This is a genomic window from Fibrobacter sp. HC4 (genome assembly GCF_023373925.1).
GTDB lineage: Bacteria > Fibrobacterota > Fibrobacteria > Fibrobacterales > Fibrobacteraceae > Fibrobacter.
Genome location: NZ_JALCZV010000002.1, coordinates 80,969 through 99,337 on the forward strand (window position 1 = coordinate 80,969; position 18,369 = coordinate 99,337).

Annotated in this window: 17 protein-coding genes and 1 tRNA gene; 11 read left to right on the forward strand and 7 right to left on the reverse strand. The window is 50.5% G+C overall.

Features of this window, described 5'->3' with window-relative positions; all coding sequences use genetic code 11:
- Positions 1-246 precede the first annotated feature (246 nt).
- A complete protein-coding gene (locus MMG03_RS01560) occupies positions 247-651 on the forward strand; it encodes an FdtA/QdtA family cupin domain-containing protein (protein ID WP_073160540.1) in 405 nt (134 codons plus the stop codon).
- 27 nt (positions 652-678) lie between these two features.
- Here MMG03_RS01560 and MMG03_RS01565 read toward each other — a convergent pair whose 3' ends face one another.
- A complete protein-coding gene (locus MMG03_RS01565) occupies positions 679-1,692 on the reverse strand; it encodes a GNAT family N-acetyltransferase (RefSeq protein WP_249505471.1) in 1,014 nt (337 codons plus the stop codon).
- Between the two features lie 121 nt (positions 1,693-1,813).
- Here MMG03_RS01565 and MMG03_RS01570 point away from each other — a divergent pair, with 121 nt between their 5' ends.
- Genes MMG03_RS01570 through MMG03_RS01580 form a run of 3 tightly spaced genes read left to right on the forward strand, consistent with a single transcriptional unit; the run spans position 1,814 to position 5,121 of the window.
- Complete coding sequence (locus MMG03_RS01570; protein WP_249505555.1) at positions 1,814-2,992, forward strand: DegT/DnrJ/EryC1/StrS aminotransferase family protein; 1,179 nt, start codon at positions 1,814-1,816, stop codon at positions 2,990-2,992.
- 3 nt (positions 2,993-2,995) lie between these two features.
- The gene (locus MMG03_RS01575) at positions 2,996-4,249 is read left to right on the forward strand and encodes an O-antigen translocase (RefSeq protein ID WP_073235132.1); all 1,254 of its coding nucleotides are present in this window, start codon (positions 2,996-2,998) and stop codon (positions 4,247-4,249) included.
- The gene (locus MMG03_RS01580; protein ID WP_249505472.1) at positions 4,234-5,121 is read left to right on the forward strand and encodes a glycosyltransferase; all 888 of its coding nucleotides are present in this window, start codon (positions 4,234-4,236) and stop codon (positions 5,119-5,121) included. Before MMG03_RS01575 ends, MMG03_RS01580 begins: the two co-directional genes overlap by 16 nt.
- A 12-nt stretch (positions 5,122-5,133) precedes the next feature.
- Here the strand turns inward: MMG03_RS01580 and MMG03_RS01585 are convergent, their stop codons facing one another.
- Genes MMG03_RS01585 through MMG03_RS01595 form a run of 3 tightly spaced genes read right to left on the reverse strand, consistent with a single transcriptional unit; the run spans position 5,134 to position 7,356 of the window.
- Positions 5,134-5,883 carry a glycosyltransferase family 32 protein gene (locus MMG03_RS01585; RefSeq protein WP_073235135.1) on the reverse strand — a complete coding sequence of 250 codons (750 nt, stop codon included), beginning with the start codon at positions 5,881-5,883 and terminating at the stop codon, positions 5,134-5,136.
- The gene (locus MMG03_RS01590; protein WP_073235138.1) at positions 5,880-6,848 is read right to left on the reverse strand and encodes a glycosyltransferase; all 969 of its coding nucleotides are present in this window, start codon (positions 6,846-6,848) and stop codon (positions 5,880-5,882) included. The genes MMG03_RS01585 and MMG03_RS01590 overlap by 4 nt, the downstream gene beginning before the upstream one ends.
- A 13-nt stretch (positions 6,849-6,861) precedes the next feature.
- Positions 6,862-7,356, reverse strand: a complete 495-nt coding sequence (locus MMG03_RS01595) for a hypothetical protein (protein WP_249505473.1) — start codon at positions 7,354-7,356, stop codon at positions 6,862-6,864.
- 135 nt (positions 7,357-7,491) lie between these two features.
- Between MMG03_RS01595 and MMG03_RS01600 the strand changes: the two genes are divergently transcribed.
- The 3 genes from MMG03_RS01600 (at position 7,492) to purL (ending at position 12,735) form a co-directional block, all read left to right on the forward strand.
- Positions 7,492-8,049: a hypothetical protein gene (locus MMG03_RS01600; RefSeq protein WP_073160556.1), complete on the forward strand. Its 558-nt coding sequence runs from the start codon at positions 7,492-7,494 to the stop codon at positions 8,047-8,049.
- A gap of 13 nt (positions 8,050-8,062) precedes the next feature.
- Positions 8,063-8,611 (forward strand): hypothetical protein, encoded by a 549-nt coding sequence (locus MMG03_RS01605; protein WP_249505474.1) that lies wholly within the window; start codon positions 8,063-8,065, stop codon positions 8,609-8,611.
- A gap of 248 nt (positions 8,612-8,859) precedes the next feature.
- Positions 8,860-12,735, forward strand: a complete 3,876-nt coding sequence (gene purL, locus MMG03_RS01610) for a phosphoribosylformylglycinamidine synthase (protein WP_249505475.1) — start codon at positions 8,860-8,862, stop codon at positions 12,733-12,735.
- 139 nt (positions 12,736-12,874) lie between these two features.
- On the opposite strand, the gene MMG03_RS01615 is transcribed toward purL, so the two are convergent.
- Complete coding sequence (locus MMG03_RS01615; protein WP_141100490.1) at positions 12,875-13,360, reverse strand: hypothetical protein; 486 nt, start codon at positions 13,358-13,360, stop codon at positions 12,875-12,877.
- Here MMG03_RS01615 and MMG03_RS01620 point away from each other — a divergent pair.
- The 3 genes from MMG03_RS01620 to MMG03_RS01630 all read left to right on the forward strand — a co-directional run bounded on the left by MMG03_RS01620 (position 13,346) and on the right by MMG03_RS01630 (position 15,533).
- Positions 13,346-13,891, forward strand: coding sequence for an FISUMP domain-containing protein (locus MMG03_RS01620; protein WP_249505476.1), 546 nt, complete (start codon positions 13,346-13,348; stop codon positions 13,889-13,891). The genes MMG03_RS01615 and MMG03_RS01620 overlap by 15 nt on opposite strands.
- Before the next feature lie 37 nt (positions 13,892-13,928).
- Entirely contained in the window at positions 13,929-14,972 is a 1,044-nt protein-coding gene (locus MMG03_RS01625; protein ID WP_249505477.1) for a hypothetical protein, read from the forward strand.
- 72 nt (positions 14,973-15,044) lie between these two features.
- The gene (locus tag MMG03_RS01630) at positions 15,045-15,533 is read left to right on the forward strand and encodes a hypothetical protein (RefSeq protein WP_073235156.1); all 489 of its coding nucleotides are present in this window, start codon (positions 15,045-15,047) and stop codon (positions 15,531-15,533) included.
- A gap of 261 nt (positions 15,534-15,794) precedes the next feature.
- On the opposite strand, the gene leuB is transcribed toward MMG03_RS01630, so the two are convergent.
- A complete protein-coding gene (gene leuB / locus MMG03_RS01635; protein WP_073160566.1) occupies positions 15,795-16,886 on the reverse strand; it encodes a 3-isopropylmalate dehydrogenase in 1,092 nt (363 codons plus the stop codon).
- Between the two features lie 75 nt (positions 16,887-16,961).
- Complete coding sequence (locus tag MMG03_RS01640) at positions 16,962-17,888, reverse strand: tyrosine recombinase (protein ID WP_073235163.1); 927 nt, start codon at positions 17,886-17,888, stop codon at positions 16,962-16,964.
- A gap of 404 nt (positions 17,889-18,292) precedes the next feature.
- Here MMG03_RS01640 and MMG03_RS01645 point away from each other — a divergent pair.
- Positions 18,293-18,365 (forward strand) — tRNA-Lys (locus tag MMG03_RS01645).
- Positions 18,366-18,369: the final 4 nt, after the last annotated feature.

Sequence of the window (18,369 nt, forward strand, 5' to 3'; positions counted from 1 at the left end):
AATAGGGGTTTTCAAGTGTCATAGGAGTTCACGCAAGGAAATCCGGCTACCAGCGGGGAAACTTCCACCGGAGGAACGAGGTGGTGAGGTCGGAGCGGAGCTCCTAGAGGGGGTCTGGTCGCGTCCAGCGACGCTAGATGTCAGAAAAATGCACCATTAACCCCCTATAAAACCTCTAGCACGCTTGCGTGCGACCTCACACCTGAAGCGCAGCGTTCCTCACTCCATTTTGTCTATATTTATCTCATGAATTGGAACGAACCGCAGATTATTGATATTCCTATTGTACACGATGAACGTGGTAATTTGAGTGTTGTGGAAGGGGGACAACTGGTCCCTTTCGATATCAAGCGTGTTTATTATCTGTATGATGTTCCCGGTGGATCAACCCGCGGGGGGCACGCCCATCGCAAGCTTCGTCAGCTGATTTTTGCGGCCAGTGGCAGTTTTGACGTGGTTCTGGACGATGGTAAGACACGTCAGAAGTTCCAGTTGAACCGTTCCTACAAGGGGTTGTATATCCCCACCATGACTTGGCGTGAAATCGAGAATTTCTCTTCTGGCGCAGTATGCATGGTTCTTGCTTCGGAACATTACGAAGAAGCCGACTATATATATGAATATGAAGACTTCCTCAAAGAAGTTAGATGATGCATGGGGGCTACTGCCCCTGCGTCGTTAAAAATTTTTTGTGTAGTAGGTGTTGAGGGAGGCTTTGCCGCCTAGGCCTTCCTTGAACTTGAACAGGGTTTCGTTCAGGTATTTGCCGCCATCTTCGGTGGAGATTCCCCAGGACACGTTCTTGAAACCCTTGGTTGCCGCTTCGCGCATGATGGACGTGAGGACTGCCACGGTTGGGTTGAATGCGTCAAAGCTTGGGTCTGGGGCGATGTACTGGTAGTGCACGGCCTTGGTTTCAGGGAAGACGAAGAACATGGCTCCTGCAATGAGGTTTTCCCTGCCGGTTTCGTCTTTGCCGAAAATGCCTCGAAGCCAAATGTTGTCTGCAATGCGGACGGAAGCGAGATCCTTGATTTCCTCGATGGAATGGACAGGCTTGACGTTGTACTTGGCTTTTGAAATTTTCAGAAATTCGTAGAACGGTCCGAGTTCTTCAGCCTCGATGGGGCGGTAAATGATGTCTTTGTGTTCGGCCTTGTATTTTTCGTATGCTTTAACCTGTCTGCGCTTAGCCCCTTCGCAGAGATCAAAAGGATCGGCGAATGTTCCATCCGGCGCAGAAACGATGGTTGTTACGGCGCTTAGTTCAGTATGTCTTTCGTAGCCCAGGTGCTCTAACAGGTATTCCACAAGGGCAGGGGATTCCTGACTAAATACGGCCGGGGTTAGTTTCAGACGGACTCTTCTAAAATTCTTTGCGAAATATTCGTCGGCGAATTTCAGGATTTCCTGCAGGCGGCTGGCGGTGTAAAAATCCTTTGAAATGACGGGGCCGCCGAAGGTGGAACCTTGGTGGGATATGAATTCTCCGTCTGCTGTAACCGTGCCGGGGAAATAGGCTGTTATGATTCCGCTTTTGTGGATGGCGAAGCTTGCATCCTTGAATCGATCTTCCGGATGGTAGTTCAAAAATTGCCGGGTCTGTAGAAAGGTGCCGTTGACGGACTCCCGGTTCACAAACCGGTCCAGTCGTTGGTCCAATTCCTTGTTGTAGGGCAAAATCTCGAACATATTCACAAATTAGTATTTAACGATGGATGAAAACTTTAGATTGTCCATTAAAATGGTGGTTTTATCGGTTTTAATGCTTTAGACTGTTTTTCAAATAGGGATATTTTCTACTTTGAGGTTCATGATTCAAGTTCCCTATTACCCTTTGAAGCGAGTAAGCGATTCCTACGGCTCCGAAATAAAGGAGGCTGTCAATCGTGTGATGGATTCTGGTTGGTATATCCGTGGCAAGGAATGCGGCGGTTTTGAAGAGAAGTTTGCCAAATACTGTGGATCTCGCCATTGCGTCGGGGTAGGGAATGGTCTTGAGGCCTTGGCCTTGATTTTGAAGGGTTATGTCTCCTTGGGCCGTTTGCTGCCAGGCGACGGGGTCATTGTTCCTTCCAATACTTTTATTGCCTCATGGCTTGCGGTAAAGGCTGCTAATCTTGTGCCGGTTCCTGCGGAACCGGATGCAGAAACTGCGGTTTTGAGTGCCGTTTCTGTGGATCGTGCGTTTGCAGGTGCCCAGCAGGACGGTCTTAAGGTTCGGGCAATTCTGGCGGTTCACCTGTACGGTCGTCTTTGCCCCATGATGGAACTGAAACAGTTTGCAGAGAATCGCGATCTTCTTTTGCTGGAAGATGCGGCCCAGGCTCATGGCGCGTCATTTGCTACTGAAAATGGCGTTGTTCGCGCCGGGAATCTCGGAGACGCAGCCGGTTTCAGTTTCTACCCGGGAAAGAACCTGGGGGCCCTTGGGGATGCCGGCGCTGTGGTTACCAGCGATGGCGAATTGGCTGCCGTTGTCCGCAAACTTGCAAATTATGGTTCCGAAAAGAAGTATGTTCACGAGTTTGCCGGTGAAAATTCCCGCCTAGATGAAATTCAGGCTGCAGTCCTGTCCGTGAAGCTTCCTCGACTGGACGAAGAAAACCGCCGCCGTAATGAAATCGCTAACCGCTACCTGGCCGAAATCAGAAATCCGCTGGTGAGGTTGCCAAAGGCTGCTGTTTCTGTGCCCGCCGGTACTGTGGCGGATTGTGTGTGGCATATTTTTGCGGTACACTGCGAACTGCCTAATGGCGAAAGTTGTCGCGACGCCCTTCAAAAACATTTGGCAAATCGTGGTGTAGAAACGCTTATTCATTATCCGACGCCGCCCCATTTGCAGAAGGCTTTTGCCGATGATTTTTCCACCGGGGCTTACCCAGTTGCAGAACGTCTGGCCAATGAGGAGTTGAGCCTGCCTTTACACCCCTTCATGACTGAAGATGAAATTGCAGCAGTAATTGAAGGCGTTAACAGCTTTAAGGATTAGTCTATGTTTGTGAAAAGTTTCCTGGGTTCGGGTGCGGTAACGGCTTTTAACGCCTTGAGGGCTTTTGCCATCAACAAGCTTTTGGCTGTTTTCTTGCCGCCTGCAGCCTTTGCCTGCGTCGGGCAGTTCATGAACCTGTTGACTATCGGGCAGGCCACTTCCAGTCTTGCTCTTCAGAATGGCTGGACTAGCCTGACCGCTCAGAATTTCAAGAACGAAAAGCAACTTCTTGGAGTGTGGCGAGGCGGTCTTCGTCTGACAACTTTTGCGAGCCTGTTCACTTTTGTGGCTGCAGTTCTGTTCTGTTTCATGGCTCCATTGGAAACTCTGTTTCCTGGGATGAATACTCGACTGGTGCAGGCTGCAATCCTGTTTGCTTTGCCAGGTGTATTCGCTACCAATATTATTGCCATCTGTGCTGCCGTCATGAACGGTATGGGTGAAAATCGCAAGTGGGCGCTTATCAATATTGTGGCTTCCTTGTGGCAAGTTTTATGGGTTGCATTTTTCCTTTATACGGGCCAATTGTCTGTCCTTTCTATTATTGCGACCCAGTCCATCGTGGCCGCCTTTTTTGCCATCCGCATTGCAAGCCAGGCTGGTTTTAGTGTCAAGAAAGTCTGGTCTACGGCAGCCGATATTCGTGAACCTTGGGTCTCTTATGCCTTGATGGGCTTGGTTCCCATGGTCATGACTCCCGTTGTGCTTACGGTAATCCGAACCGCAGTGGCTTCGAACTTTGGGCAGGATGCCGCCGGCATCTGGCAGAGTGTGTTGAAGGTTTCGGACTTCCTCTTCATGATGATGTCGGCTATTCTTACCGTGATTATCCTGCCGAAGGTTTCGGCCCAGCAGACTAGGCAGGAATTTTTCAAGTTGTTTAATCCCTTGCTCTTGCGTGTGATGGGAATTTCTCTGGTGATGGTGACGGCTTTATTTTTGTGCCGCGGTCTCCTAGTGCAAATCCTTTTTTCAAGAGCCTATATGGGTGCCGCCGATTATCTGTTTTATCAACTGTTGGGAGATTTCTTTAGGGCTGGTGGATTTTCCTTGGCACTGGTCCTGATCGCTCGCCGCGAAACAAAGAAGTTCCTTTCCATTGAAATTGGTTCGGAAATTTTTCTGGCCGCAGGTTCCCTGATTCTAATGAAACTGGTGGAATTCCAGGGACCCATGATGGCTTACGCCGTAGAAAACTTCCTATACTTTGCAGTTATGTTCGTTGTTGTCCGGAGGCTGAAATGGAATCAGCAGTAATTGTTTCTGTGCTGATGGCCTGCTACAAGCATGAACGTTTTGTAGAGGCGGCTGTCCGTTCTGTAATGGCTCAAGAGGGCGTGTCCTTTGAATTGATCGTTATTGATGATGGCAGTCCCGATAGGTCGCCCGAGATTCTTGAACGCTTGGCAAACGAGTTCCACTTCAAATACGTCCATCGTTCGAACAAAGGGGTGGTGGCGACCATGAATGAATTGCTTTCTATGGCGAAGGGCAAGTATTTTTGCTCCATGGCGTCAGATGATATGATGCCTGCAGGCCGATTGGCTGAACAAAGTCAGTACCTGGAAAGTCATCCTGAAGTTCCCGTATGCTTCGGACAGATTGTGGTGATGGATGGGGAAGGGAATCATGGCGAAACCCCGGACCCGCGCTATACCCGTTCTGTTCCTCAAGTGACATTCGAGGAATTTTTCATGGGGAAGAAAGAAGTTCACGGCTGTTCCGAAATGATTCGCCTGGATGTATTCCGTGATATGGGCGGCTATGATAAGGAATTCCCTTTCGAGGATTTTCCCCAGTGGCTGAAGTTCTTCCATAGGTTTGGAACGTTACCTGTGTTGCCTACCTTGTGCTGCTACTACCGCGTTCACGGAAACAACATGTCCAGCAACAGTACCTTGATGTATGGCACGTTCTTAAAGGCGCTGGCTCGTTACTCCGATCATCCCCTTTACCCGAAAGCTGTGAAAATCTGGAAGTCCCATTGGTTCTCCATGCTTGCTTATACCAACAAGGCCGAGGCCGTTCGCAGGATTCCTCAGCTAGCCTCGTTCTCCTGGGACTTTTTCAAAAGGTTCCCGAAGCTGTTTGTGCCCAAGTTTATTCTGGACCGCCGTTTTAACGTCTGATTCAAAACGCCGTTATCGTCTGAAAATTTTCTTGATGGTCCCTGCAATTCCCAGTGACTTTAGGTTTGTCCAAAGGGCAAGGGGAATGGAGAGAATCTTGGCGACCGGTGTCGGGAAAATCTTGTAAAGCTTTTGACGACGTTCAATTCCCTTGCGGACGGATTCCGGTCTCCAGTTACTTTGAAAGTGGTGGATGCAGTAGGTTTCTGCAGTGGCGCGAATCTTGCCGTCTATAAAGCTCTTGGGTGAAAAGAAATCTTCTGGGAAAATTTCCAAAGGGTCACGCAGACTGTTAAAGGCGTTGGCAAGGATGTTGGGCAAGACCAGCTCATTCACCTGGGATTCTGTGTAGTTGAATGATTCTTGTCTGTAGAAGTCCAGGGCTTTTGTAATGGCGGGGTGATTTTTGTTTGCGGCGAGAATCGCGCCTTCTATGCGGCGGGATCCGTTTTCGAATCCGAAGAAATATTCGCGGCCCATTAACGGATCGAAACTTTTCACGACTTCAACGTCGGTGTCGAGATAGATACCGCCTTCTGTTTCTAGGGCGTACAGACGGACTGCATCTGCGGCGAAGGCCCATTTTTTTTGGGCGAGGGCCTGCATTACCCAGGGAATGCCTGTGGCTTCGGCTTTGGAACGGTCCCAAAGGATCAGTTCATAATCGGGTAGAACTTGTTTCCATCCGTCCAAAAATTGGGTTACATCAGCAGGGAACGGCTCCCCGGAAAACCAACAGTAATGAATTTTCCTAGGAATCATTTTTCATCCCTCCTAAGCATTTTTTGCAAGACGTCGCGGCCTCCGAAAGAGATTACGTTGGCCACCTTGTTGCGAAGTCTAACCTTGAAATCCAACAGGTTCTGCAATCGAAGTTCCTTGATGTGATTCCAGGCGCGATTGCGGTAATCCTGGAATTCGTCGGTATCGGGGGTGCGCTTCAGAATGCTGTAGCTGGTGCTGATGAGCATGTTCTTTGCGGCACGAAGTAACTTCGGGTTCCTTATTTTTTCCGTGATAGTCGTACAAAGGTTTTCGGCGATGTCCAGCAGTTCCGCTTTCTTTAAATTGTAGGCGGAATTCAGGATGCTGGTTTCGCGTTTGCGGTACAGATATAGAGGCAAACTTACGGAACGGATTTCCTTTGCGCTCAAGAAAATCTGCGGGATGGTACAAAGGTCCTCGAAGTACTTGCCCCTCGGGAAGCGGACGTCTTTCCAGAGCCTTGCTGAGTAAAGTTTGTTCCATGCGGAATGGTCGGGAATCCTGTCTTGGTACAGCGCCTGGATAAGGGCGTCTTCGGGGGACCAGATTTTCTGGATGGACTTGCTTCGGTTTCCTGGAATCTTGGCGGGCAATTCGGTAAAGCTGTTGGACCCGCAGCAGATAATCTCTGCATCGGAATCTTGTGAAGCCTTGAGCAGGGTTTCTAGAAATGTGGGGGCGATCATGTCGTCGCTGTCGACGAATGTAATCCAGGGGGCGGAGACCTTCTGGAGGCCTGCATTGCGGGCTTCGGAAAGTCCTGCGTTCTCTTGGGACAGAAGCGTGAAACGTTCATCACGTTTGATGAATTCTTCGACAATTTCTGCAGAGTTGTCTGTGGAACCGTCGTTAACGACAATGGCTTCGAAGTCGGCAAAGGTCTGGTGCTGTACGCTGATAAGGCATGCTTCCAGATATTCGGCGGTATTGTATACCGGAATAATGACGCTTACGGTTGCCATAGGGTGGGCTTTTTTACGCCTGGCTTAGGTTTTGGACCACTTCGCCCCAGCCCATTTGCACAAGGGCGCCTGCTCGTACCAAGTTCCCCTGGGCGTCTTCGTATTCCTTCAGGATGCGGCTCCATTCGGTTACGTCGCGCTTGAACTTGATGTCCTTGCGAATTTTTTTCATGAGCATGTCCTGTTTCCATTGGGCGGCTTCGCCAAGGAACTTGCAGGATTCGTCCAGGGCGTCGAGATAGGCGGGCACCGCGTTCAGGAAGTTTTTTTCAAAAGGTTTGGCCTTGCCTTTTGCTTGACCCACAAGGTTCTTCTGATTGATGACGTTCTTGCGCAGTTCGCTCATCAGTCGTACGATTCGCTCGAAATCCACCTGGGGCCAGATCAGGTTGAAGGGCCACATCTTTTTCCAGTGGAACTTGAACATGGACTCGTGGGCCGTGTTCTTGGCCTTCAGCATTTCCTTGAGGTTGTTGAATATAATCTGGGATGGAAGCAAATCACTCATGGCCTCCAATATAGATTAATTCTCCATTTATAACTGAAAAAAGCCCCTTTTGTGGTAATTTTACAAAGCTTAGTTTGTTATTTTGGAAATAAGAAGTTAAATTCACCCCTGCATAAACTTGTAAAAAGGAAATCTATGAATAACAAAAAGTTCAAGATTCTACTTATTGTAGATATCGCATTGATTATCGGCTTGTTTGCCTTGATGATGATCCTCAAGGGTACTTATAATGACCAGGCTCAGAAGTCCGTTGGCGAACAGGTGGGTGCCTACCTGGAACAGTCTAACGGTGTTGTTCAGGAACAGTGGAAGGCTGTTGACCAGTACGGCATGGCCTGGAAGCTCGTTTTTGCCACTTTGACCGGCGACAAGACCGAAGCTACCTTTGATGCCACCGCAAAGGCTATCGAAGAAGACAAGGATGCCCGTTTCAAGCAACTTTCCTATATGTACAACGCTGCAGGCATTCCTCCTCAGGCTCAGAACTCCATCTACGAAAAGGCTGGCCTTGCTGACAAGTTCCTTCTGAAGAATGAAGGCGGCGTCAAGGAAGTGGCTTGCGGTAAGAACTGCGTCATTAGCTTCACCTTCGCAAAGGGCAAGCTGAAGACCGCTGACTACAAGGCTCTGACCGAATACAACATGGGTGCAAACTTTAAGCTGGAAGCTCCGGCTCCCTACCACTTTGAATAAGGAGTAATGAACGATGAACATGAAGAATATTTCCATTGCTCTTTCTGTCGTGGTTGTGCTTTTGCTGGCAACTCTTCTGATGCAGAAGGGTAGCTACGTTTCTCAGGCAACTGAACACTACGAAAAGACCACTACCAAGTCCTTCAAGGGCGCTTCCCAGATCATTGAGTATGTGAACAACTCCATCGAGACCAACAAGGGCGTTTGGACCCTGGCTTGCGAAGCTGTTCAGAGCGTAAAGACTTCTCAGGATCAGGCTCGCCTCGAAGCAAAGCTCTTCCCCTCTGTAAAGGGTACCATGAGCATTGCCAACAAGACTCGTAAGTTCGAAGCTAGCTCCGATTATTACATCGTTTCTAACTTCGCCAAGGTCGAAGTCGACAAGAAGACCGAAGTGAAGTCCCTTTCTGGCCTCGTCTCTGTGAACGTGAATGCTCTTCTGGGCAATGCCGCTGTTGCTGCATCTGACGAAGATGAAGAAGAGGGCGAAGAAGCTGTTGTGGAAGAAGCTCCGGCTCCCAAGAAGGCTGCCAAGGGTAAGAAAGGCAAGAAGCGCAAGTAACTTAACTCTTTGACTGGTAAAGAGTTAGACGATTTAACGCTCACTTTTTGATAAAAATTGAGGAATCCCGGCTTGAATGAGCCGGGATTTTTCGTTTTCATGTATGCGGTTTTTTTCCTGTTTTTGCACCAGTGTCATCCTGAGCGAAGCGAAGGATCTAGTGAAAATTCTTGCGATCTTTTCTATCTTTAGCCCCGTAAAATTTTAAATAACACAAGGTGCCGGCTAACCCCCGGCAAGAGGTAAAAATGCTCATTCTTCGTGGTACTCCGGCTCTGTCGGATTTCCGTCTCCAGAAGCTTCTGGCTGACTTCAAGAAAGAAAACCTGAACGTCGCAAGCGTTTACGCTGAATTCCTCCATGTGGTGGATCTGTCCGCCGATCTTTCCGCTTCCGAAAAGGAAACTCTGGAAAAGGTGCTCCACTACGGCCCCATGCGTGAAGCCAAGGCCCTGGATGGTGAACTGTTCGTGGTTTGCCCCCGTCCGGGTACCATCAGCCCCTGGAGCTCCAAGGCTACCGATATCGCTCACATCTGCGGCCTGCCCGCTATCAAGCGTATCGAACGCGCCATTGCCTACTACGTGAAGTTTGACGGTGCCGCTTCCGCCGACTCTCGCAAGGTGATCGAATCCAAGATCCACGACCGCATGACTCAGGCTGTATTCGCAGACACCGCTTCCCTGGACGTTCTCTTCAGCAAGGAAGAACCGCGTCCCCTGAACATTATTCCGGTGCTCACCGAAGGCCGCGAAGCCCTGGTGAAGGCTGACAAGGCCATGGGCCTCGCTCTTTCCGCCGACGAAATTGACTACTTGGTCAACAACTTTACCGCTCTCAAGCGCAATCCCACCGACGTGGAACTGTACATGTTCGCTCAGGCCAACTCCGAACATTGCCGCCACAAGGTGTTCGGTGCCGAATGGACCATCGACGGTGTCAAGCAGGACAAGTCCCTGTTCCAGATGATCAAGAACACCTACGCTCTGCACAACACCAACATCTTCAGCGCCTATAAGGATAACGCTGCCGTGATGAAGGGTGCAACCGCCGGTCGTTTCTACGCTGACCCCCGCACCAACAAGTATGACTTCCACAACGAAGAAGTGGATATCTTGATGAAGGTGGAAACCCATAACCATCCCACCGCAATTTCTCCGTTCCCCGGTGCCGCTACTGGTAGTGGTGGTGAAATCCGTGACGAAGGTGCTACCGGTAAGGGTTCCAAGCCGAAGGCCGGCCTCACTGGCTTCAGCGTTTCTAACCTTAAGCTGCCGGGTGCAGTTCAGCCTTGGGAAAAGGATTTTGGCAGCCCCAGCCGTATCGCTAGCGCTCTGGACATCATGATTGAAGGTCCTCTTGGCGGTGCAGCATTCAACAACGAATATGGCCGCCCCAACATTCTCGGTTACTTCCGTACTTTCGAACAGGAAGTTTCTGCTGAAAAGGGTAACGAAGTTCGCGGCTACCACAAGCCCATTATGCTGGCTGGTGGTCTTGGCAACATCAAGCACGACCACATCGAAAAGGGCCACATCGATCCGGGTGACCACCTGGTAGTTCTGGGCGGTCCTGCTATGCTTATCGGCCTTGGTGGCGGTGCAGCAAGTTCTGTGGCCAACGGTGCTGGTAACGAATCTCTGGACTTTGCTTCTGTGCAGCGTGAAAACCCCGAAATGGAACGCCGTTGCCAGGAAGTCATCGACCGTTGCTGGGCAATGGATGAAGAAAACCCCATTACCTTCATTCACGACGTGGGTGCAGGTGGACTTTCCAACGCCTTCCCGGAACTGGTGAACGATGGCGGTCTCGGCGGTAAGTTTGAACTCCGTAACGTTCCTAACGACGAACCGGGCATGAGCCCCTTCGAAATCTGGAGTAACGAATCCCAGGAACGCTATGTGATCGCTGTTGCCGGCAACAAGCTGGACGTGTTCGACGCTATCTGTAAGCGTGAACGTTGCCCCTATGCTGTAGTTGGCGAAGCTATTCCCGAAAAGCATTTGACCCTTACCGACAAACACTTCGGTTCTACTCCCATCGATATGCCGCTGGAAGTCTTGCTGGGCAAGCCGCCCCGCATGATCCGTAACGAAAAGAGCCAGAAGCGTCCCCTTACTTCCCAGGTGGTTCCTGCTGATGCAACCATCAAGGATATTGCACACCGTGTTCTCGCTAACCCCACTGTGGCAGACAAGACCTTCTTGATCTCCATCGGTGACCGTTCCGTGACCGGTATGATCTGCCGCGACCAGATGGTTGGCCCCTGGCAGGTTCCCGTGGCTGACTGCGCTGTCACAAGCGCAACTCTGGACACCTACGAAGGTGAAGCCATGTCCATGGGCGAACGCGCTCCTATTGCTCTCATCTCTCCGGCTGCTGCAGCCCGCATGACTGTTGCTGAATCCCTCACCAACATGGCTGCTGCTTACGTTCCGGATATGGGCCGCGTAAACCTTTCCGCAAACTGGATGGCAACTCCCAACTACGAAGGTGACGGTGCCGACCTGTACGAAGCTGTAAAGGCAATCGGTATGGAACTCTGCCCGGAACTGGGCATCACCATTCCGGTGGGTAAGGACTCCATGTCCATGAGCACCGTATGGCAGGACGACAAGGGCAGCCACCGCGTGACCGCTCCGATCTCCCTGGTCATCAGCGCCTTCTCTCCCTGCGCCGACGTTCGCAAGACTATGACTCCGCAGCTCATCCAGAACAAGGAGACTACCTTGATGCTGGTTGACCTGGCTCGCGGTAAGAACCGTATGGGTGCATCCATTGCAGCCCAGGTTTACAACATGCTTGGCGACAAGGCTCCGGATGTGGATTCCGCAAAGGAACTCCGCGCCTTCTTCGAAACCATCCAGAAGCTCAATGCCGATGGCAAGATCATGGCTTACCACGATAAGTCTGATGGCGGTCTCTATACTACCGTTACCGAAATGGCTTTCGCTGGCCACGTTGGTGTTACTTTGGACGTAAATGCTCTCCAGGGCAATGTCATCGACGCTCTCTTCAACGAAGAACTGGGTGCTGTCATTCAGGTTGCAAATGCTGACGTTGCCGCTGTTAAGGCTGCCTTCGCTGCTGCAGGTCTTGGCGACACCGTTTCTGAAATCGGTAAGCTGAACGATACTTACAACCTGGTTATCGGCGACTACGCCGAAGGCCTCTCTGACCTTCGCGCTATCTGGTCCGATACCACTCGCCGCATCGCCGCCCTCCGCGACAATCCGGCTTGCGCCGAAAGCGAATACCAGCTGAAGTTGGAACAGGATGATCCGGGTATCACTCCGAAGGTCACCTTCGACTTGGCTGCAAGCGCAAAGATCATCAAGGATTACTCCAGCCGCCCGAAGATGGCTATCCTCCGTGAACAGGGCGTCAACGGCGAACTGGAAATGGCAGCCGCATTTGCCAAGGCTGGTTTCGAATCCATCGACGTTCACATGACCGACATCTTGAGCGGTCGCGTTAGCCTGAAGGACTTCAACGGTCTCGTGGCTTGCGGTGGCTTTAGCTACGGTGACGTTCTGGGTGCTGGCGAAGGCTGGGCAAAGAGCATCTTGTTCAACCCCAAGGCTCGCGCAGAATTCGAAGCTTACTTCAACCGTAAGGATACCTTCACTCTGGGCGTCTGCAACGGCTGCCAGATGGTTTCTAACCTGAAGGACTTGATTCCTGGCGCAAAGCATTGGCCGCGCTTCGTTCAGAACCTCTCTGAACGTTTCGAAGCCCGTTACTGCTCTCTGAAGGTTGAAGATACCCCGGCTGTTCTCCTGAAGGGTATGGCTGGTTCCGTATTGCCTATCGCAGTGGCTCACGGTGAAGGCCGCGCAGAATTCGCCTCTCGTGAAGCTGCAGAAGCCTGCCTGAAGACTGGCCTCGTAGCCCTCCGCTATGTGGACGGCAAGCACGAATACACCGAACGCTACCCGCTGAACCCCAACGGTTCTCCGTTCGCAATCAACGGCCTCTGCTCTGAAGACGGTCGCGCTCTCGTCATGATGCCGCATCCGGAACGCGTGTTCCGTACCTGCCAGTACTCCTGGCATCCGGCTGAATGGGGCGAAGACGGTCCGTGGATGCAGCTGTTCCGCAACGGCCGTATTTTCGTGGGCTAATAAAAGTCTTGTCGCGGGCATGTACCGCGCTGCTTGAAAAATCCGCTTTCTGCTTTACCGCAGGGGCGGATTTTTTTTACATTGCAGGTTGTTAAAAGTTAGGAGCTTATTATGAATCTTTTTAAGAAGATTTCTTGGCTTAAGCCTGCGGTGATGGCGATAGTGGAACTTCCACAAATGAAGATGTCAATGAAATTTCATCTTCAAGTGTAGTTGATGAAATCTCATCCAGTGAAAGTTCTGCAGACTTACCGAATGAAGGTTTTGCAAGTTCCTCCAGCGAAATTCCTGCAAGTTCCGCTAATGAAGGCTTTGCAAGTTCGTCCAACGATAATTCTGGATCTTCGTCCAGCGCGGCTGTTACGTCAATTACTTCAAGTAGCGAAGAAACAGACTTTGACGATATCGTTGCAAGTTCCTCCAGTGAGTTGCCTGTAAGTTCTTCAGAAAATATTTCGCCTTCTGGTAGTGAAGAAATGATTTCATCTAGTTCTCTATCTGAAGGGTTGTCTTCGGGGGCTGATTCTTTCAGAAGGAATCGTTCTTTAATCCCGACGTTACGTATGGCACCTTGGTCGATGAAAGGGATGGAAAAATTTATAAAACGGTAGTGATTGGCTCTCAAACCTGGATGGCCGAGAATCTGAACTATGCGGATTCTGTGCAGACCCCGAGTCTCAAGGAAAGTTCCTGGTGCCGTAATGATGACGCCGATGAATGCTCCATTTTTGGACGCCTCTATACGTGGATTGCTGCCATTGATTCGATCTCGTTGGCTAATGACGCGAATGACCCGCAGAATTGTGGCTATGGAGTCGTATGTGATCGTTTAAAAGACGATGCCCTTGCTTTGGCACCAGTACAAGGTGTTTGCCCCAACGGATGGCATTTGCCCAGTTTAGCGGAATGGGAAACTTTGTTTGAAAGTGTTGGCGGCTGTGAATCTGATTTTTGGTCCGTTACCCAAAATGAAAGTGAAGATTATCATGGCCGATATGCATATTACGTGTTCATGACTTGTTATGCAGACTATGCTTTTTTGCAAGGTAGTGACTGTGTCAAATCGAATGCGATGTCGTTCGCTGCCTCGAGGATTAGTCAGTACAGTAGTCTTATCAAAAATGTTTGTCAAAATTTACGAGTAATAGTGGTTTGACAAAACTATATTTGTACCACTATTAGAGGGTTTTGACATGAAAATCGGTTCTTCTACATTAGCCCTTGCCTTGGGCGCATTTGTAACATTTAGCTCTGCAGCCCAGATTCAAGGCTTTGTTTCAGGATACGCACCTGGTAACGTTAAAGAAAAAAAAGAAGCAAAAGGTGTTGAATCCAGCCGAGATCTCCATACCGATTTTATGTGGGGACTTGGTGCCGAATATTTGGCTTTCCCGGTCGGTCCCCTTATGGTTGGCGGTGGCCTCGGATTTTTTAGTGTACAGACTGATGGCGGCTATAATGTCGTGATGCCTTCCGTGCCTCTGTGGCTTTCTGTTGGTGTAATTGGCCCTGATAGCTGGAAGGTTCGCCCTTACCTTGGCGCTCGCGTGGGATATCCGATTCCGGCCACTAATTATTTGACTTGGTGGGATAAGCCTCAGGACTTTTTCGTAACGGGAAACGTCGGTGTGCAGCTGCCGTACCATATGGGTGTAGAGTTCGACTGCACCTATCTGACCATGGATAAGTACTTCAGTAAGCATGGTGTGAATTTCCGCCTGAGTTCTGTGAAGTTTGGTGGTTCCATTACGGTTCATTTTGATTTGTCTGGCAAATCTGCTGAAGCCGATAAGGCCGCTACTGTAAATGATGCTGTTGTGGCGGAACCGGTTGTAGAAGAAAACTATGACGCATATGCTCCTTCTAGTGTGAATGAAAATTCTGAGTCTACGGATCCGTATTCTAATTATGGTGAACCCGCTGCAGAAAATATGACTGGTGAACCTTCTGCTGAACCTGCTTATGATGCTGCTCTCGCAGAAGAACAGCCTGCCGCAGAATCTTCTGAAGTTGCTCCGGTTGAAGAACCTGCCGCAGAGGCTCCTGCCGAAGAATCTCCCGCAGAAGAGGCTGTGGCTGAAGAAGCTCCTGCTGAGGAACCTGCGGCTGAACCCGCTCCCGAACCGGAGAAGAAGCCTGTAGCCAAGAAGGCAACCAGCAAGAAAAAGGCTGCCGCCAAAAAGACGACTAAAAAGAAGGCTGCTGCAAAAAAGAAGACTTCTAAAAAGAAAAAGTAAAGTCTAATCTTTGAGAGGTGCCGCGCTATGCGGCATTTCTTGTTTGGAATGCTATTTTTGGAATGGTAAAAAATGTCTGAACAGAATTTAACTCGTGAAACTTTGGTGGAATTCTTCGGTGCTGAAGAATACTCTCGCCTGTGCCGCCATGAGGCGGGGCATGCTCTGGTTGCCTTTTTGTTTAAGCGTCCTCTGGAATATGTGAAGATGACAAATTCCAAGGAGCGTCCGGGCGTTACCCGCATTACCGGAAGTGAACTGGACGGCTCTGCCCACATTGCCATTGCGGGCCATATTTCCGAATTCATTATCCGCAAGAATTTCGCTTGTGACCTAGATACGGTGATGCGTGAACTGCCTATGGAGCTGAACCGCAGTGACGCGGACTACCAAAGCTTTCAGGCTGCTTGCTATTACTTCCAGATGTCGGAAACCAACGTGGTGGAGCAGTGCTACAACATTCTGATGGCTTGCCAGAAGGCCTTGCTTGTGATTGTGGATGGGCTGGAACAGCGCACCTGCATGACCTGTGAAGAAATCGCCGCTCTTTTCCAAAAGTGATTGCGCAGGTTCGTTCGTAAACGCCCCAAAGGCGGTGGATTTGCATGAAAAATGCCGAAATCCACTGCCTTTTTGTTAGTTTATTTGTGAAATCCGTGGCGGAATGGAACAAAAAGCCCTTTTAAGGACAGTTGTCTTGGCCTTTTTGATTGTAAAATAGCTCAAAATGCTTTTGATTTAGTGTAAATTAACGAAAAGGCGGTGCCTGAACTAAAAAACTAGTTCAAGACACTGCCTTTTTTAGCGAATTGCTGTTTTCGATTACTTCAAAGCAGCGATAATAGCATCGCCCATGCCGGTGGTACCGACCTTGGTGCAGCCTTCCTGGTAGATATCACCAGTGCGGTAGCCCTGAGAAATCACCTTTTCGCAAGCAGCTTCGATAGCGCGTGCAGCTTCTTCTTCCTTGAAGGTATAGCGCAGCATCAAAGCGGTGGAGAGGATCTGTGCCAGCGGGTTAGCGATGCCCTTGCCAGCGATGTCCGGAGCGGAACCACCTGCCGGTTCGTACAGACCGAAGGAACCTTCAGCAATAGAAGCGGAGGGGAGAAGACCCATGGAACCAGTGAGCATTGCGCATTCGTCGGTCAGGATGTCGCCGAACAGGTTCGGGCAGAGCATCACGTCGAAGTCGCGGGGGCGCTTCAGGAGCTGCATAGCAGCGTTGTCCACGTAGAGGTGTTCGAGGGTCAGTTCCGGATAATCCTTGATGACTTCGTTCACGACTTCGCGCCACAGAACGGAAGTGGTCAGAACGTTAGCCTTATCGATGGAAGCAACCTTCTTGTTGCGGAGCATAGCGGCGTCGAAAGCGAAGCGAGCGATGCGTTCCACTTCGTAGCGGCTGTACTTCATGGTGTCGAAACCGATTTCTTCCTTGGAGCCCGGAACGCCTTCGCGGCCCTTGGGCTGACCGAAGTAAACGTCACCAGTCAGTTCACGAACGGTAAGGATGTTGAAGCCGTCACCGACGATGTCGGAACGGAGGGGACAAGCACCGGCCAGTTCCTTATAGACGCGAGCGGGGCGGAGGTTGCAGAAAAGCTTGAAGTGCTTACGGAGGGGGAGCAGAGCACCGCGTTCCGGCTGCAGGTTAGGAGGAAGGTGTTCCCACTTCGGGCCACCCACAGAGCCGAAAAGAATACAGTCAGAAGCTTCACCCAGCTTGAGGGTGGATTCCGGCAGCGGAGAACCGCTTTCGTCGTAAGCAGCGCCACCAACGTTGGCCCATTCTGCGTTCACGTCGAAACCGAACTTCTTGGAAACAACGTCCAGAACGCGGACAGCTTCCTTCATCACTTCCGGACCGATACCGTCGCCCGGGAGAACTGCAATCTTGTAATTCTTGCTCATTATTGAGTCCTTGGTTAAAATTTGAACGAATCAAAGATAGTAAAAAACGAGGGGCATTTCTACCTCTCGTTTTGTTTAATTCCCGTTCTTTCCGCCATCCTCGCGAGATTCTCGTTGGGCCACTTCGCGGGGGTGGAAACTCTTGTGTTCCTGCTTGATAAATTCCTTGTCCACATGAGTGTAGATCTGGGTGGTGCTGATGTCGGCGTGACCCAGCAGTTCCTGCAGCACGCGAAGGTCCATGCCCGCTTCGAGGCAGTGGGTGGCGAAGCTGTGACGGAAGGTGTGGGGCGATACCTGCTTAGTCAAGTGCATGGTATGTTGCTGCACGATCTTCCAAGCGCCCATGCGGCTCATGGGCTTGCCGCGGGAATTTAAAATTACGTTGTCTGTTTCCGGATGGGTGAGGGGACGACCTCGCTCGATCCATTCTTTCAGGTTTTCCTTGGCCTTGCTGCCTAGCGGAATGAGACGCTGCTTGTTGCCCTTGCCGATAGGGGTCAGCCATTCGTTTTCCAGGTCCAGGTGCGTCAGCTTGATTCCCAAAGTTTCTGAAATGCGAAGGCCCGCACTATACATCAGCTCGAACATGGCTGTGTCTCTCAATGGGTTCTTGCCGTTGGCGGCGCTCTCGAATACGCTGTCCACTTCTTCGCGGGTTAGGTATTGGGGTAGGTAGTGGCCCAGTCGCGGTGTGGCCAGCATGCTCTCGGTACTGAAATCGTACTCGCCCTGGTTCTGCATGTACTTCAGAAATCCTCGGAGGCTGGAGAAATGCCTGGCGATGCTGGTGGGGGAGTATTCCTCGTGAGCGGCCGCATCGGATAAAAATTCGTCCAGTTTTTCTGGGGTTAGGGCTTTTAAATCTAGAGAATGTTCGTCTAACCATCCAACGAAATGGCGCAAATCTTCCTGATAGCTCTGGATCGTGGCCGGGGAGAGGTTTCTCTCGACCCCCAGGAATGCCATATAGGCGTCAAGTCGGTTGAAATTTGGGCTCATAGGCTGGTACTAGGTTTGGGTGCGCGCCTTTGGCGCTAGAGATTTGAAGTGTGAAATACAAGATATAAAAAGATATGAGGTATGAGGTATGAGATGTCTTCTCTATTCTTTGGCTTTATGCTTGTTGCTGTTTGGTGTGTTTCCGGTATCGGCGATCGCCTAAGTGTCTAGATCCCTCCTTGTAGAGGGTAAGGATTGTGAGGTAGCGATTTGAGTCTCTTGCTCTGGATTCCTCGACTACGGCCTTACAGGCCTCCGCTCGGAATGACACGTAAAAGAACTCTTCGCTCTTCACTATCCACTATTTTGGGGTGGTTTCAAAAAAAAGAAAAAAAATTGCCTTTCCCCCTTGCCGAGTGTTCTTTTCTTTTCTATCATTGTGCGCGTCTTCGAGACGCGACTATGGATGATTAGCTCAGTTGGTAGAGCAGCTGACTCTTAATCAGCGGGTCGCAGGTTCGACCCCTGCATCATCCACTAC

What these genes read in the sequence shown, in the direction of transcription:
- leuB (WP_073160566.1), bottom strand. Translation starts at nt 16,886, where the DNA reads ATGAGCAAGAATTACAAGATTGCAGTTCTCCCGGGCGACGGTATCGGT.
- purL (WP_249505475.1), top strand. Translation starts at nt 8,860, where the DNA reads ATGCTCATTCTTCGTGGTACTCCGGCTCTGTCGGATTTCCGTCTCCAG.
- MMG03_RS01595 (WP_249505473.1), bottom strand. Translation starts at nt 7,356, where the DNA reads ATGAGTGATTTGCTTCCATCCCAGATTATATTCAACAACCTCAAGGAA.
- MMG03_RS01585 (WP_073235135.1), bottom strand. Translation starts at nt 5,883, where the DNA reads ATGATTCCTAGGAAAATTCATTACTGTTGGTTTTCCGGGGAGCCGTTC.
- MMG03_RS01580 (WP_249505472.1), top strand. Translation starts at nt 4,234, where the DNA reads ATGGAATCAGCAGTAATTGTTTCTGTGCTGATGGCCTGCTACAAGCAT.
- MMG03_RS01565 (WP_249505471.1), bottom strand. Translation starts at nt 1,692, where the DNA reads ATGTTCGAGATTTTGCCCTACAACAAGGAATTGGACCAACGACTGGAC.
- MMG03_RS01570 (WP_249505555.1), top strand. Translation starts at nt 1,814, where the DNA reads ATGATTCAAGTTCCCTATTACCCTTTGAAGCGAGTAAGCGATTCCTAC.
- MMG03_RS01575 (WP_073235132.1), top strand. Translation starts at nt 2,996, where the DNA reads ATGTTTGTGAAAAGTTTCCTGGGTTCGGGTGCGGTAACGGCTTTTAAC.
- MMG03_RS01590 (WP_073235138.1), bottom strand. Translation starts at nt 6,848, where the DNA reads ATGGCAACCGTAAGCGTCATTATTCCGGTATACAATACCGCCGAATAT.
- MMG03_RS01600 (WP_073160556.1), top strand. Translation starts at nt 7,492, where the DNA reads ATGAATAACAAAAAGTTCAAGATTCTACTTATTGTAGATATCGCATTG.
- MMG03_RS01630 (WP_073235156.1), top strand. Translation starts at nt 15,045, where the DNA reads ATGTCTGAACAGAATTTAACTCGTGAAACTTTGGTGGAATTCTTCGGT.
- MMG03_RS01560 (WP_073160540.1), top strand. Translation starts at nt 247, where the DNA reads ATGAATTGGAACGAACCGCAGATTATTGATATTCCTATTGTACACGAT.
- MMG03_RS01640 (WP_073235163.1), bottom strand. Translation starts at nt 17,888, where the DNA reads ATGAGCCCAAATTTCAACCGACTTGACGCCTATATGGCATTCCTGGGG.
- MMG03_RS01605 (WP_249505474.1), top strand. Translation starts at nt 8,063, where the DNA reads ATGAACATGAAGAATATTTCCATTGCTCTTTCTGTCGTGGTTGTGCTT.
- MMG03_RS01625 (WP_249505477.1), top strand. Translation starts at nt 13,929, where the DNA reads ATGAAAATCGGTTCTTCTACATTAGCCCTTGCCTTGGGCGCATTTGTA.